At 41.8% G+C, this 13,477-nt stretch carries 13 protein-coding genes and 1 riboswitch; of the genes, 1 reads left to right on the top strand and 12 read right to left on the bottom strand.

Annotation, left to right across the window (positions count from 1 at the left end; all coding sequences use genetic code 11):
- Positions 1 to 513: 513 nt before the first annotated feature.
- From KZP23_RS18850 to KZP23_RS18820, 7 genes are read right to left on the bottom strand one after another with little or no spacing between them, the layout of a single operon-like run.
- Positions 514 to 1,170 (bottom strand): 3-oxoacid CoA-transferase subunit B, encoded by a 657-nt coding sequence (locus KZP23_RS18850; RefSeq protein ID WP_226333322.1) that lies wholly within the window; start codon positions 1,168 to 1,170, stop codon positions 514 to 516.
- A 30-nt stretch (positions 1,171 to 1,200) separates the two neighbouring features.
- Positions 1,201 to 1,896 (bottom strand): CoA transferase subunit A, encoded by a 696-nt coding sequence (locus tag KZP23_RS18845; RefSeq protein ID WP_226333321.1) that lies wholly within the window; start codon positions 1,894 to 1,896, stop codon positions 1,201 to 1,203.
- 12 nt (positions 1,897 to 1,908) lie between these two features.
- Complete coding sequence (locus KZP23_RS18840; protein WP_226333320.1) at positions 1,909 to 2,841, bottom strand: bifunctional riboflavin kinase/FAD synthetase; 933 nt, start codon at positions 2,839 to 2,841, stop codon at positions 1,909 to 1,911.
- A complete protein-coding gene (truB, locus tag KZP23_RS18835; protein ID WP_226333319.1) occupies positions 2,838 to 3,521 on the bottom strand; it encodes a tRNA pseudouridine(55) synthase TruB in 684 nt (227 codons plus the stop codon). Before truB ends, KZP23_RS18840 begins: the two co-directional genes overlap by 4 nt.
- Position 3,522: 1 nt before the next feature.
- Positions 3,523 to 4,320, bottom strand: a complete 798-nt coding sequence (locus KZP23_RS18830) for an undecaprenyl-diphosphate phosphatase (RefSeq protein ID WP_226333318.1) — start codon at positions 4,318 to 4,320, stop codon at positions 3,523 to 3,525.
- Between the two features lie 7 nt (positions 4,321 to 4,327).
- Complete coding sequence (locus KZP23_RS18825; RefSeq protein ID WP_226333317.1) at positions 4,328 to 4,534, bottom strand: DUF3098 domain-containing protein; 207 nt, start codon at positions 4,532 to 4,534, stop codon at positions 4,328 to 4,330.
- Between the two features lies 1 nt (position 4,535).
- Positions 4,536 to 5,429 (bottom strand): cell division protein FtsX, encoded by an 894-nt coding sequence (locus KZP23_RS18820; RefSeq protein ID WP_226333316.1) that lies wholly within the window; start codon positions 5,427 to 5,429, stop codon positions 4,536 to 4,538.
- Positions 5,430 to 5,844: 415 nt separating this feature from the next.
- Between KZP23_RS18820 and KZP23_RS18815 the strand changes: the two genes are divergently transcribed.
- Positions 5,845 to 7,275 carry an alanine/glycine:cation symporter family protein gene (locus KZP23_RS18815; protein ID WP_226333315.1) on the top strand — a complete coding sequence of 477 codons (1,431 nt, stop codon included), beginning with the start codon at positions 5,845 to 5,847 and terminating at the stop codon, positions 7,273 to 7,275.
- 2 nt (positions 7,276 to 7,277) lie between these two features.
- On the opposite strand, the gene KZP23_RS18810 is transcribed toward KZP23_RS18815, so the two are convergent.
- From KZP23_RS18810 to KZP23_RS18790, 5 genes are all read right to left on the bottom strand, one after another.
- A complete protein-coding gene (locus tag KZP23_RS18810; RefSeq protein WP_226333314.1) occupies positions 7,278 to 7,667 on the bottom strand; it encodes a VOC family protein in 390 nt (129 codons plus the stop codon).
- A 44-nt stretch (positions 7,668 to 7,711) separates the two neighbouring features.
- The gene (locus KZP23_RS18805) at positions 7,712 to 8,938 is read right to left on the bottom strand and encodes a homoserine dehydrogenase (protein WP_226333313.1); all 1,227 of its coding nucleotides are present in this window, start codon (positions 8,936 to 8,938) and stop codon (positions 7,712 to 7,714) included.
- On the bottom strand, positions 8,931 to 9,986 hold the full coding sequence (gene metX, locus KZP23_RS18800) for a homoserine O-acetyltransferase MetX (protein ID WP_226333312.1): 1,056 nt from the start codon (positions 9,984 to 9,986) through the stop codon (positions 8,931 to 8,933). Before metX ends, KZP23_RS18805 begins: the two co-directional genes overlap by 8 nt.
- Positions 9,987 to 9,990: 4 nt before the next feature.
- Positions 9,991 to 11,298: an O-acetylhomoserine aminocarboxypropyltransferase/cysteine synthase family protein gene (locus KZP23_RS18795; protein WP_226333311.1), complete on the bottom strand. Its 1,308-nt coding sequence runs from the start codon at positions 11,296 to 11,298 to the stop codon at positions 9,991 to 9,993.
- 198 nt (positions 11,299 to 11,496) lie between these two features.
- A riboswitch (SAM riboswitch) is annotated at positions 11,497 to 11,606 on the bottom strand.
- A 480-nt stretch (positions 11,607 to 12,086) separates the two neighbouring features.
- Entirely contained in the window at positions 12,087 to 13,112 is a 1,026-nt protein-coding gene (locus tag KZP23_RS18790; RefSeq protein WP_226333310.1) for a hypothetical protein, read from the bottom strand.
- Between the last annotated feature and the right edge of the window lie 365 nt (positions 13,113 to 13,477).

Raw genomic sequence — 13,477 nt, 5'->3', positions numbered from 1 at the left:
TTTGATAAAATAATTTTTTCATAATCCTAAAAAATAAAATATTAACAATGCTAACCAGAAAAAAATCAATCACTTAGTGAATGTCCTCTTCTAAAAATGGCTTGCTGTGTCAGCCTGTACAGAGTTGAAAACTAAATGACCTCACAGTTATATATGTATTAGGATTTAACTAGTTGTGCTAGTTGTAAGCTTTGTAAAAGTTTAACATTTTGTAAATAAATGATATTTTAAAATTTACAATTGAAAGTGTTTTTTGTAGGAATTTAGTTTATTTTCAGGACTTTACTCTTCATTTCTTTTCCTTAGATGAAAAGAAACGAAGCAAAGAAAAATCAAGACAAAGCTAAAGCTTCTTCCCTCAAGGCCTACGCTGGCCCGCAGCTTTGTCGACCTGCCCGCAAAAATGATATTTCAAGTTGAATGACTTTAACTATTTGGCACATGGGCTTAGAATTAAAATTCACAAATAGGACTGAGCGGGTATGATAGTCTTATTTGTTTATACTAAGCTCTTCAAAAATCCATCTCGGGAATATCTCCTTCTACCACCAATCTACCCTCTGTTTTGGATTGAATTTCTTCTACGCTCACTCCGGGAGCCCTCTCCATCAGTTTGAAACCTCCCTCAGGTAGTACCTTCAAGTAGGCCAGGTCGGTGACGATCTTCTTGACACAATTGATGCCTGTAATGGGCAGGCTGCAGTTTTTCAATAGTTTGGATTTGCCATCTTTGCTGCAATGTTGCATGGCCACGATGATATTTTCTGCAGAGGCCACCAAGTCCATGGCACCGCCCATGCCTTTGACCATTTTGCCGGGAATTTTCCAGTTGGCAATATCCCCATTTTCGGAAACTTCCATGGCTCCAAGGATGGTCAGGTGCACATGACCGCCACGGATCATGCCAAAAGATTCCGCTGAGCTAAAAAGTACAGAGCCATCCACCATGCTGATGGTCTGCTTACCGGCATTGATCAGGTCGGCATCCACATTATCTTCGGTAGGGAAGGGGCCAATCCCCAACAGGCCATTTTCTGATTGTAGGACCACATCGAGATCATCGGGGATATAATTGGCCACCAAGGTAGGAATGCCAATCCCTAGATTGATATATTGGCCGTCTTTGATTTCTTTGGCAATGCGTTGTGCGATTTGAATTTTGCTGAGCATGCTGTTTGGGTTTAAAGCCTGGGAAATGAACTATTCTCTTACGGTTCTTTTTTCTATCCGCTTTTCATAATCCTTACCTTGGAATATGCGCTGTACATAGATGCCTGGGGTATGGATTTGATTGGGATCCAATTCACCTGCGGGGACCAGCTCTTCCACCTCGGCGATGGTGATGGCACCCGCAGCAGCCATCATGGGATTGAAATTCCTGGCTGTTCCCTTATAGATCAGGTTGCCAGCGGTATCTCCCTTCCAGGCTTTTACCAAGGAAAAATCAGCCTTCAGCCAACTTTCCAGAATATAGAGTTTGCCATCAAATTCCCTCATTTCCTTGCCTTCGGCCACTTCAGTGCCCACACCTGCAGGGGTAAAAAAGGCTGGAATACCTGCACCACCGGCCCGGGTCCTTTCTGCCAAGGTCCCCTGGGGGATCAGTTCTACTTCCAGTTCCCCGCTGAGCAATTGCCGCTCAAATTCTGCATTTTCGCCCACATATGAGGAGATCATCTTCTTGACCATCTTCTTTTGCAGCATGAGCCCAATGCCAAAATCATCTACACCGGCATTATTGGAGATACAGGTGAGACCAGAAATATTCCTTTTGAGCAGGGCTTTGATGCTGTTTTCGGGGATCCCACAAAGACCAAAGCCACCCAACATCAATACAGCATTGCTCTTGATATCTGCGGTGGCTTCCTCTGCATCTTTTACAGTTTTATTGATCATGAGTTTTAGCAGCTAGGATTCATTAAAAATTTGCCGGGCTTTTTCCTTGTCCCTTTTTAGTTGATTTTTAAGCTCTTCTAAATTTGCAAATTTTCTTTCCGCTCTCAAAAAATCTTTGAAATAAACTGTGATTTGTTTGTCGTATAAATTGTCATTATAATCAAAAAGATGGGCTTCTACCGTTTTTTCTATGCCATCCACTGTTGGTCGGTTACCGATATTGAGCATGGCCTGGTAAGTTTCCTGTCCCACCGCCACTTCCACCACATAGGCACCATCTCCAGGGATGAGCTTATAGTTGCTGGGTACGTGGATATTGGCAGTAGGAAAATCTATGGAACGGCCGATTTGTTGACCTTTGATCACAATGCCGTTCAGCTCATAGGGCCTGCCCAAAAATTCTGTGGCTTCATTAATATGACCGGCCAGGAGTGCTTTTCTAATTTTAGTGCTGGAGATGCCTACATGATCGACATCTTCCCTGGATATTTCCTCGAGCTCAAATCCATATCGGTCTATATTGGCCTTGAGGTGGTCAAAGCTGCCTTCCCGGTTTTTGCCAAACCGGTGGTCATAGCCAATGACCAGTTTCTTGGTATGGATTTTATCAATGAGGACTTTTTGGATGAATTCTTCTCCGGTCAATTGGGAAAATTCCTTGGTAAAAGGAATAGTGATCAAATGATCTATTCCTGCTTTTTCAAGGAGCTTTGCTTTTTCCTCAAAGGTGGTCAATAGGCGCAAATTGTGCTCCTCAGGGTGTAAAACCAACCTTGGATGCGGCCAAAAGGTAATCAAAACAGTTTCGCCTTCCATTTGGTCGGCAATATTTCTGATGCGGGCCAATATCTTTTGATGGCCCAAATGTACCCCATCAAAGGTACCGCTGGTCACCACTGCATTTTTTACCGCTTGGAAATGATCAAGTCCTTCGTAAATTTTCATCCCTTGGCTTCTTTTTCAGCTTTGATCTTGTCAACTAGTTCCAATACTTCTACAGCATCTTTTAGGTAAAAATCTCCTATTCGGGTTCGGGTGAGGGCAGACATATAAGCGCCCACTTTCAATTCCTCGCCCAGGTCCCTGGCCAAACTTCTGATATAGGTGCCTTTGGAACATACGATCCGGAAGTCTATTTCAGGCAGTTCACAGCGGGTGATTTCGAAGGTAGAAACCTGTACAGGCCTTGGGTCCAATTTTACATCAATGCCCTTTCTGGCAGACTCATACACCCTTTTTCCGTCCTTTTTGATGGCCGAATGGGTAGGGGGGACCTGCATGATGTCCCCGGTGAATTTTTTACAGGCTGTTTGGATGTCCTCAAGACTCAAGTGGGAGGGATCAGCCACCTCTTTTACTTCTTGCTCCAAGTCAAAGGATTCAGTGGTCTTGCCCAGTACAAAGGTGCCGGTATATTCTTTTTCTTGGCCCATAAAGTCATTGATGCTCTTGGTCTTTTTCCCGGCACAAATGATGAGCAATCCAGTGGCCAGTGGATCCAAGGTCCCTGCGTGACCTACTTTTTTTATTTTTAAGGCATTTCTCACCTTTTTCACCACATCAAAAGAGGTCCATTGATAAGGTTTGTTGATCAGAAATACTTCTCCGTAAGGTTTCTCGTCCATGCTACATTAATAAGCCACCCATTACGGCAATAGTACCTACGATGGCGCAATAAATGGCAAAGTAAATAAGCTTTCCCCGTTTTACAATATTAATCATCCAGATACAAGCGGCCAATCCCGCAATAAATGCGGCTATGAATCCAGCTGTCAGGCTGATGGTGGAAATGCCCTCTGCGATGCTTGGGTCTTTGAAAAACTTCAAAAGCTTGATAGCGGAAGCGCCCAAAATCGGAATCAGTACCATCAGGAAGGAAAATCTGGTAGCTTTTTCCTTTTCCACACCTATCAATAAGGCGGTTGCAATGGTCGAGCCTGATCGGCTGATGCCGGGCATAATGGCTATGGTCTGGGCAATGCCAATTACGATGGCTTTAGGGAAAGTAACCATACCGTCCCTTTTGGCTGCAAAGTGAGAGAAGGCCAATAGTATGGCCGTCAATATCAACATGGCGCCTACCAAAAGGATTTTTCCACCAAACAGGGCTTCGATCTGCTCTTCAAAAAACACCCCCACTATCCCAATAGGAATCATGGAAAGGAAGATTTTGGCAGCAAATTTGGTCCCACCGTTCCACTGGAATTTCAATAAATCCCGGATGATATTGATAATATCCTTACGAAAGACGATGATGGTACTTAAGGCGGTAGCGGCATGAACCACTACAGTGAATAAAAGATTGTCGGCGGCTTCAACGCCCAAAAGGAATGACCCCAATTCAATATGCCCACTACTGGAAACAGGCAAAAACTCTGTTAGCCCCTGGATGATGCCCAGGATAATGGCTTCAATAATACTCATTGATTACTTAATTGTCAGACTTATGAAAAATTGCGTAAAATTCGAAAATAAATCCAAAAAGGGTCACTAGGGGGCCAAGGGTAAGGCCTAAGAATCCGAATCCATGCGGTTCACTGTCCAGTCCCATGATGACAAAACCCACCACGATAATGGCGATGCCTATCAACATGAGGGTATAATTCTTTTTAGAAAAAGGTAAGTTGTTTTGATCCATTTTAATATAGTTCGTCCAATGTCATATTTAAATATTTATTCACTGCTCTCAAGGTGCTGAAAAAGGAAAGTATGGCACCCAGTAATACCAGACTACCAAAGAGCATCAAAAGCATTTCTTCGTTTTGTAAAAGAGCAAAACCATCAATATTGGCTTTGGTATATTCTATCAGGGCATACAGGATAACTGAAGCCAAAATTCCTGCCAAAGCTCCATATAGGAAGGACCTGTTCAGGAAGGGTTTTCTGATAAAACCTTTGGTTGCTCCGACCAGCTGCATGCTTCGGATAAGGAAACGCTGTGAAAATAGGGCAAGCCGAATGGTATTATTGATCAGGATGATGACCGTAAAGATGAGGATAAGTATAAAAGCTCCCAAAACCATGCTGACCTTGACCAAGTTTTTATTGATGGATTCCACCAAATCGGTCATATAAGTCACCTCAAAAACCCCATTCAACTCCTGGATTTCTGCCACGATCTTTTCCATCTGTTCTGAAGTCTGGAAGTCCTCTCTAACGGAGATGACATAACTGTGCCGTAGTGGGTTATCATCCAGAAATTTGCCAAAATCCTCTCCTGTGTCTTTTAAGAACGATGCTGCAGCTTCATCGGCAGAAATATAATTGATCTGGGCGCCTTCCCCTTCTTTGATCAGTACATAGGGTTTGGAGGCCAAAAGCTTGCCGATTTTGGCATTGTCGGCTTCGGAGATATTCTTGTTGAGGAAAACCTGTATTTCTATATTTTCCCTGATGATGGAGGTCAGCGTCTTTGCTTGGATGACAATTACCCCAAAGAGCCCTGCAATAAAAAGTGATAGGGTGGTGCTGAACAGCACACTCATAAACTTAAAACTTCCTAGTCTTGTCTTTTTCCTTAGAGATTTGCTCATGTTGCTATGAATTCCTCCAAAATTAATCAGCTATCTGTATTAAACCAATCTTATCTTAATTATATCATCTTACTCTTCGGAAATTTGCACTTATCCAAATTCAGTGCTGTTTTCACTTCGATCATGATTGTTTAACTTAATTAGATTTTAAACGGTATTGTCTCTTGATATAGTATTTTTTGGAAATCTTTGGTAGGAGAGAGGTTCTCAGAACCTAAGATGGAGGGGGATGGCTGTTTGGTCTGTAATCACCAAATAAAAGACTTAGGTGCAATGTTTTAGATCATCAAATTTGAATGTGTTTTAGAATATTGTTTTGAATAATGTTGAATATTTTTCTTTTATTTGGGTTTTCTTTGCTGATTTGACCGGTGATGAAAGTTTAGTTTGATATTAGGAATCGTAATCAACTGTAATGAAGGAAATAGTAGAAGCTGTAAATAATATAGTTTGGAGTAATGCCTTGATCGTTTTGTGTTTGGTAGCAGGAGTTTATTTTTCTGTAATGACCAAGTTTCTCCAAGTAAGGTATATCAAGGAAATGCTTCGGCTTTTGTTTAAGGGCAAGCCTTCGGAAAAAGGAGTTTCTTCATTTCAGGCCTTTGCCTTGGCCATCTCAGGTAGGGTAGGTACAGGAAATATTGCTGGTGTGGCGACTGCCATCGCCATGGGAGGTCCCGGTGCCATTTTTTGGATGTGGGTAATCGCCTTTTTAGGTTCTGCCTCTGCATTTATTGAATCTACTTTGGGCCAGCTCTATAAGGAAGTCAATGATGGAGAATACCGTGGTGGTCCAGCTTATTATATAGAAAAAGGGCTAGGCGTCAAATGGTACGGTTTATTGTTCGCTTTTGCGACCATTTTGAGTATGGCGGTATTTATGCCTGGAGTGCAGAGTAACAGTATAGCCCTCAGCATGAAAAATGCATTTGAGATTCCTGCTGAAATCACCGGAATAGGAGTGACCATATTATTGGGCTTGATCATTATAGGCGGGGTGAAGCGTATCAGTAAGGTGGCTGAAGTGGTTATCCCATTTATGGCCGCTGCCTATATATTGATGGCAGTTGTGATCATCTTTATGAATATCGAGGAGGTGCCGGGTGTTTTAAGCATGATCATTGGTGCTGCATTTAATCTGGAATCGGCTTTCAGTGGCGTTTTCGGTATGGCCATAGCTTGGGGTGTAAAAAGAGGCATTTATTCCAATGAAGCTGGGCAGGGCTCAGCACCTCATGCTGCAGCTGCTGCGGAAGTCAGTCATCCAGCTAAGCAGGGCTTGGTCCAGGCCTTTTCTGTGTATGTGGATACATTATTTGTTTGTACTGCCACAGCCCTGATGATTTTGTTTACAGGTCAATATAATGTGATTAATCCTGAGGGAGGCTTTCTCGTTGAGAATTTACCTGGTGTGGAAATAGGTCCTGAATATACCCAGTATGCAGTGGCGACGCATTTTCCTGATTTGGGAAGCGGATTTGTTGCGGTTTCATTATTGTTTTTTGCCTTTACTACCATTATGGCCTATTACTATATTGCGGAGACCAACCTGAGTTATCTTAATAGAGATAGGCATAGGGCCTGGTCAGTATGGGGGCTTCGCTTATTGTTCCTTATCACTACTTTTTATGGGGCTATTCGTACTGCCCAGTTGGCTTGGACCATGGGGGATATTGGAGTAGGTATCATGGCTTGGTTAAACGTTATTGCCATTTTACTATTGAGAAAGCCGGCCTTGAAAGTATTCAGGGATTACACCAAGCAATTGAAAGAAGGAAAAGAACCTGTTTTCAATTCCAAGGAAGTTGGTATCGAGAATGCTGAATTTTGGGAAAACAATAAATAAGACTATTCCCAGATCCCTTTGGGCACGATTTCAAGGACATGCCCGAAGGGATCTTCAAAATAACAGCTTTTCAGCCCATCTTTCCATTCCTGTTCATGGGTGATTTCTATCCCTAAGTTGATTAGTTCATTTTTCCTGTTTTCGTATTCCTTTGCGGTTACTTCAAAGGCAATATGTTGCTTACCCTTTGCAAAATGAGCAGGTAGGGAGCTTTCTTTTTGGGTGGTTTCAGGGATAAAACAGAGCAGTACCGAACTGCCACACCTAAAAAATATATGCCGATTGATTTCCTTGGAAATAATCGGCATACCTAGGTTATTGTGGTAAAATTTTTCTGCCTTATCCAGGTCATTGATATAAAGGCATGTTTCTTTGATCTGTATGAATTCCATGATTTAATTTAATCAATCTATCGGGAAATTCACATTGATCTTTTTCAACTTATAGAAGTGGCTACACTTGATTTGAGGAAGTCTTCAAGCAAATCCAAGGCAAGGCTATCATTAATTGCCAATATGGATAATTCTTCCCTAATGATGCTCAACTCATTTAGCAATATACTAGCAGTACTTAGTGGAGTGATGGCCCAGTACTGATCATTTCTGAAAATGATTGATTCAGCATTTGTAAAATTTTCTAAGGTTGTACGCTGTTTAGCTCTTAAAAGTACTTTCTCATGGACTGCTTTAGGAATAATGGTAACTGGACTTTTTCCATTCAGTTTATCGTAACCATAAGCATATCCACTTTCCAATTTACATAGGTCGGCATATACAGAAGCTCCAGTAGGATAGCTTCCAGCACCTTTGCCCAAATAAAATTGTTCGCCTAGATTGATGGAATCCACCTTGATGGCATTGTATTCATTTTCCACCATAAATAGTGAGTCCTTGGGCTTGACCAATGAAGGAAGAATATAGGCTGCTATTCCATCTTCGCTTCTGTAGGCCTTAGCGACCAATTTGATCTTTAAACCAAATTCCTTCGCTAGATTGACTTCTTCCAGGCTAATGTGTTGAATACCCAGTGTAGCAATGTTTTTTTCTTCAATATACTGCCCAAAGGCATGCAGTGCCAATATGGAAAGCTTGCTCTTTACATCACTTCCATTGAGGTCAAGACTGGGATCTGCTTCAGCAAAACCATTTTCCTGAGCCAAGCTAATGGCCTCAGCAATGCTTAATCCGTCTTCAAAAAGGCGGGTGAGGATATAATTGGACGAACCATTGAGTATGCCTTCCAATGAGGTGATTTGGTCACCGGCAAACTGGGTGTCCAAGGTGGTGATCACAGGGATGCCTGCAGCAGCTGAGGCTTCATACAATAAGCTGCCTCCAAAGTCTTTTTCCAATTGGATAAGCTCAGGAAGGTGATTGGCCAACATTTTCTTATTGGCAGAGATGACCTTTTTACCTTTTTTGAGCAGGGTGCTCACATAATCATAGGCTTTGTCAGCATCGGAAATCAACTCTATACCTGTTTCGATGTCATTTTCCAAAATATCTTTTGGCTCAAAAGAAAAGGAAATTTCACTGTTTCTTTTTTTATTGGGGTTTTGTACTACAATGGTGTTGGGGGCCAGGCCTTGTTGGTGCTTTTGGGCAATCTCATAATACCCTTGACCCACAACGCCAAAGCCAAATAAGCCAATCTGTTTAGCCATTATTTTCCAGATAAAAAGATTTTAAAATATAATTTAACTGCTCATTTTCAACCAAGAAGGCATCATGTCCATATATGGAACTGATTTCTCTATAAGTGCCATTTGGCACATTTTTACTGATAAATTGGGATTCCTCTTTGGTAAACAGGAGGTCTGTATTGATGCCGATGGATAGGACCTTGGACTTGATCTGTGAAAGTGCAGCTGCTGTGCCTCCTCTGCCTCTTCCCAAGTCATGGCTGTCCATGGCTTTGGTCAGCACCCAATAAGAGAGGGCATTGAACCTATTGGCCAATTTCTGTCCTTGGTACCTAAGATAGGAACTGACTTTAAAATGGTCGGTTTTCTCTTCAGTTTCGCCTTGGCTGGCCTGAAAGATATCTTGGTGCCTATAGCTCAACATGCCTATGGCCCTGGCTGCTTCCAGTCCTTTTTTGCCTGCATCAGGATGGTTTTGTCCCCAGGTACTGTCAGACTCTATGGACATTCTTTGCGCTTCATTGAAGCCTATGGTCCAAGGGGAGGTCTTGGCATTGGAAGCGACAATAATGGTGTTTTTAACGCTTTCGGAAAGTTTATATGACCATTCCAAGGCTACTTGTCCTCCAAGGGAACCGCCAATCACCGTATCTATTTGCTGAATGCCAAGGTGCTCTCGAAGCCTGTCAAAGGCATTGGCCATATCCCTGGTAGAAAGGTTAGGAAAGTCATAATAATATGACTTCCCTGTGTTAGGGTTTTCACTTAATGGCTGAGTGGAACCGTAACAAGATCCTAGCAAGTTGGCACAGACAATGAAGTATTTGGTAGGGTCGAAAAACTTGTCTTCTCCCACTAGTCCACTCCACCACTCATGGACATTGGCATCTCCAGTAAGGGCGTGCAGTACCCAAATAACATTGTCTTTTTTAGGGGTAAGGTGTCCTTGGGTAGTATAGCTCAGTTGGAAGCCTGGAAGGCTCTCTCCTGAATCCAACTTCAATTCTTCCTTACAATGGAAAACTTCTTGGCTCATATCGGTAATCAGATACGGTGATTGTAAGTTCATTTTACTATTTTATTTTTTCAAAGGCAGCACTTAGGTCAGCTTTGATATCATCAATATGTTCTATGCCCAATGACAAGCGCAATAGAGAAGGGGTAACCCCTGCGGCTAGTTGTTCTTCATCGCTGAGCTGTTGGTGGGTGGTTGCAGAAGGTTGAATAATCAAGGTCTTCGTATCGCCCACATTGGCCAGGTGGGATACCAGTGAAAGGTTATTGATAAAGTCAGCAGCAGCTTCTTTATCGGCTTTCAATTCAAAACTCAATACACCGCCAAAACCATTGGTCAGGTATTTTTGGGCCAAAGTATGGTAAGGACTGCTTTCCAAACCTGGGTAATTTACTTTCTGTACTTTAGGGTGATCTTCCAACCACTTGGCAATGGCCAAGGCATTGTCCACTGTCCTTTGTACCCTTAATGAAAGTGTTTCCAATCCTTGGATAAGCTGAAAGGCATTAAATGGACTCAATGCAGGACCAAAGTCTCTGAGGCCTTCCACTCTTGCCCTGATGGCAAAGGCAATATTGGGCAATCCCAAGGGGTTGTTTTCTCCGAAAGTCTCCCAGAAATTCAGTCCATGGTAACCTTCAGAAGGCTCAGAAAACTGAGGGAACTTGCCATTGCCCCAATTATAATTTCCTCCATCTACAATTACACCACCGATGGAGGTTCCGTGACCACCTATCCATTTGGTGGCAGACTGTACCACGATATTAGCGCCATGGGCCAAGGGCTTGAACAAGAATCCAGCTGCTCCAAAGGTATTGTCTACCACTAATGGAAGATCATGTTCCTTGGCCAGTTTTGCAATATTTTCAAAGTCTGGAATATTGAATTCTGGATTCCCAATGGTCTCTACATAGATGGCTTTTGTTTTATCATCTATACGTGCTGCAAGATCAGCGGCCTTATCACTTTTGGCAAATCGGGCATCTATTCCAATTCTTTTGAAGGCCACCTTGAACTGGTTGTATGTTCCTCCATATAGAAAAGGAGAGGAGACGAAATTGTCACCCGCTTGTAAAATATTATTAAGGGCGATAAACTGTGCAGCTTGTCCTGAAGCAGTTGCCAGGGCAGCTACACCACCTTCTAAAGCTGCTACTCTTTTCTCGAAAACATCCGTAGTTGGATTCATGATCCTGGTATAGATGTTTCCAAATTCTTTTAGGCCAAAAAGGTTGGCTCCATGTTCTGCAGAGTCAAAAACGTATGAAGAGGTTTGGTAAATAGGTACTGCCCTTGACTTTGTTGTTGGGTCTGGTTCTTGTCCAGCGTGGAGCTGAAGGGTCTCGTAATGATAAGTTTGTGACATGTTTGTAACTTGTTAGTTAATTGACAAAGAAATTTTTAAAGAAGTGGTATTAAATAATAATGTGCCCGGATTAGAAAATTAAGGGCATATATTTAAGATTGTGCATTGATTTGATGCACCTATAAAAGTTGAAATCTGAAAATGCTGCTTGTTGCTTTGTCTTTGCTGTAATCCTTATTGTAAAATTCATATCTTAAGAATTTATATTTCCAAACGAGGATATTCACGTTTGGCAGGAATTGGCACCTTGGATTTTCCAGGTTGCCAGAGGGTCTATGAGCCTGTCTCTCACCTCTTCTGTATAAATCCTGAACTTTTAAAAAGTAAAGGATAGCACAAAGTAACTATTCAAATTTTGAATTTGCAAGCTTTCGAAAAATACTTTTAATTAATTTTTTCACCTTTATATAACCTATTAAACCAATAGGGAAAACGGTTTTTAAGAGAGAGGGGAGGGCAAAGGAGTCAATGGTCCATTAAATCAGTTTTTTGCGTCCGAAAGTATTTGAAAGTTTTTGACGATGTGTCTATTTCAGTTCTGAATAGGAGCAGTACTTTCTCTCTAAAAAGGATTAAATTGTTTTATAATCAATATTGAGGGTGAAATTATTTTTCATGAATCAAATGGATTTGACTGGGAGAGACAGGGAAACTTAGTAAAAAATAAATGAAGGCTGTCTCATTTGTTCAATTCCCGGGTCATTTTGATCTTCTGGGACCTGGACAAGGTCCCAATCATGAATTTTGAGACAGCCTCTTGTCTGCTTATTAATTAGGAGTGGCGTGGATTATTCTTCGTGGAAATAAACTGCAGAGGCACCCGCTACCTGCTGATTAAAGGCAGGGCTGGGGTTACCGTTACTGCTGAAATAGTTATAAGCCAGTACCTTTCCGCCCCCATTGGCCCTTTCTGCTACAAATATCATTTGAGATTTTGCACTGTATGCGACATCTACCGGATTACCAAGGAAGGTGTTGCTGCCTTCAATCCTTGCTTGTTGGGCCATCGTAATAGTGCCTCCATTGGCGGTAGCGTTTAACTTATTACTAAAATCAGTAATGATCGTAACCGCTCCATCATTATCAGATCCCGCATCGCCTATATCTGTCAATGCCATCAGGTCATCTTCCTTAGAATAAGTAAGTCCATGGGTTCTTATTATTCCCTCAATGGTCACTCTTTTACTAGGATTGATCATGCCGCTTGAATTGGAAAAGAAGTTGGTAAATACCGCCAGATCACTGTCTTTATCTACAATGGCATATAGCGTATTTCCCTCTATGTGAATTCCCCAAAGGGCAAAGTCCACGGCAAATGTCTTTTGTAAAGTAAAACCTGAAGAGGTCTTTTGGTAAACGTATAGGCTGCTTTGGTTGCCATTGGCCGCGACGGGTGAATCGGCCACTACCACCATATCATTACTAACGGCTATTTCCCTGCCACTTACGAATCCACCTGTAGTGTTTATTCCCAAGGAGATGGAAATCCCAGTGCTCACCATCGATGACATGATATTACCGTAAACATTCAGGGAGTTATCCGAACGTACAAGTTGGATGATCTCATCTGATTCAGCATCATAATAAATACCATCTGCATCTGTACCAGCTGAACTTGTAATGGTAGTGGTAATATTATTTTCATCAGAAAAATCGATAATGGAGACTTCCCCGCTGGTATTGGAAGAAACAAAAAGAGAGGCTACATTATTTTCAGGCATGCCCATATCGTCATCATTGTCGCAGGAGATGTTAAAAAGGGCAGTGGTTGCCAGTAGACCAATAGCTAGAAATTTGTTTGTTTGTGTTTTCATAGTAGTAATTAGTTGATCATTTCAGCTATTTACGCACTATGCAGCTGTTTTGGATTAAGAAAAAAGTGAATTAAATGTAAATGCGATTGGCTAAGTAAAATTAGGATAGATTTGGGATCAAGCCGAAAGCCGAAAAGCTGGGGGAAAACAATCTGTTTTAGCTTTGATATGCGCTATTTATTAACCACAGATGGATAAAGATAACACGGATATTTATTTATAATACATCTGTGCTCATCCTTTACCCAATTGACTGTCTAGGCAGGTCTGTGACTTAAACTACGCTTAATCTGACAAGGGTAGACAAAATTTAAGTTTGAAATTATTCACCCCCAGAAATATTGCTTGACCCTGGATTTGATCGG

Source organism: Echinicola marina (assembly GCF_020463795.1).
GTDB classification, from domain to species: Bacteria; Bacteroidota; Bacteroidia; order Cytophagales; family Cyclobacteriaceae; genus Echinicola; species Echinicola marina.
Note: the sequence above shows the minus strand (reverse complement) of the source record. Positions and strands in the feature narration are given on the sequence as shown.

What these genes read in the sequence shown, in the direction of transcription:
- KZP23_RS18850 (WP_226333322.1), bottom strand. Translation starts at nt 1,170, where the DNA reads ATGCTCAGCAAAATTCAAATCGCACAACGCATTGCCAAAGAAATCAAA.
- KZP23_RS18845 (WP_226333321.1), bottom strand. Translation starts at nt 1,896, where the DNA reads ATGATCAATAAAACTGTAAAAGATGCAGAGGAAGCCACCGCAGATATC.
- KZP23_RS18840 (WP_226333320.1), bottom strand. Translation starts at nt 2,841, where the DNA reads ATGAAAATTTACGAAGGACTTGATCATTTCCAAGCGGTAAAAAATGCA.
- truB (WP_226333319.1), bottom strand. Translation starts at nt 3,521, where the DNA reads ATGGACGAGAAACCTTACGGAGAAGTATTTCTGATCAACAAACCTTAT.
- KZP23_RS18830 (WP_226333318.1), bottom strand. Translation starts at nt 4,320, where the DNA reads ATGAGTATTATTGAAGCCATTATCCTGGGCATCATCCAGGGGCTAACA.
- KZP23_RS18825 (WP_226333317.1), bottom strand. Translation starts at nt 4,534, where the DNA reads ATGGATCAAAACAACTTACCTTTTTCTAAAAAGAATTATACCCTCATG.
- KZP23_RS18820 (WP_226333316.1), bottom strand. Translation starts at nt 5,429, where the DNA reads ATGAGCAAATCTCTAAGGAAAAAGACAAGACTAGGAAGTTTTAAGTTT.
- KZP23_RS18815 (WP_226333315.1), top strand. Translation starts at nt 5,845, where the DNA reads ATGAAGGAAATAGTAGAAGCTGTAAATAATATAGTTTGGAGTAATGCC.
- KZP23_RS18810 (WP_226333314.1), bottom strand. Translation starts at nt 7,667, where the DNA reads ATGGAATTCATACAGATCAAAGAAACATGCCTTTATATCAATGACCTG.
- KZP23_RS18805 (WP_226333313.1), bottom strand. Translation starts at nt 8,938, where the DNA reads ATGGCTAAACAGATTGGCTTATTTGGCTTTGGCGTTGTGGGTCAAGGG.
- metX (WP_226333312.1), bottom strand. Translation starts at nt 9,986, where the DNA reads ATGAACTTACAATCACCGTATCTGATTACCGATATGAGCCAAGAAGTT.
- KZP23_RS18795 (WP_226333311.1), bottom strand. Translation starts at nt 11,298, where the DNA reads ATGTCACAAACTTATCATTACGAGACCCTTCAGCTCCACGCTGGACAA.
- KZP23_RS18790 (WP_226333310.1), bottom strand. Translation starts at nt 13,112, where the DNA reads ATGAAAACACAAACAAACAAATTTCTAGCTATTGGTCTACTGGCAACC.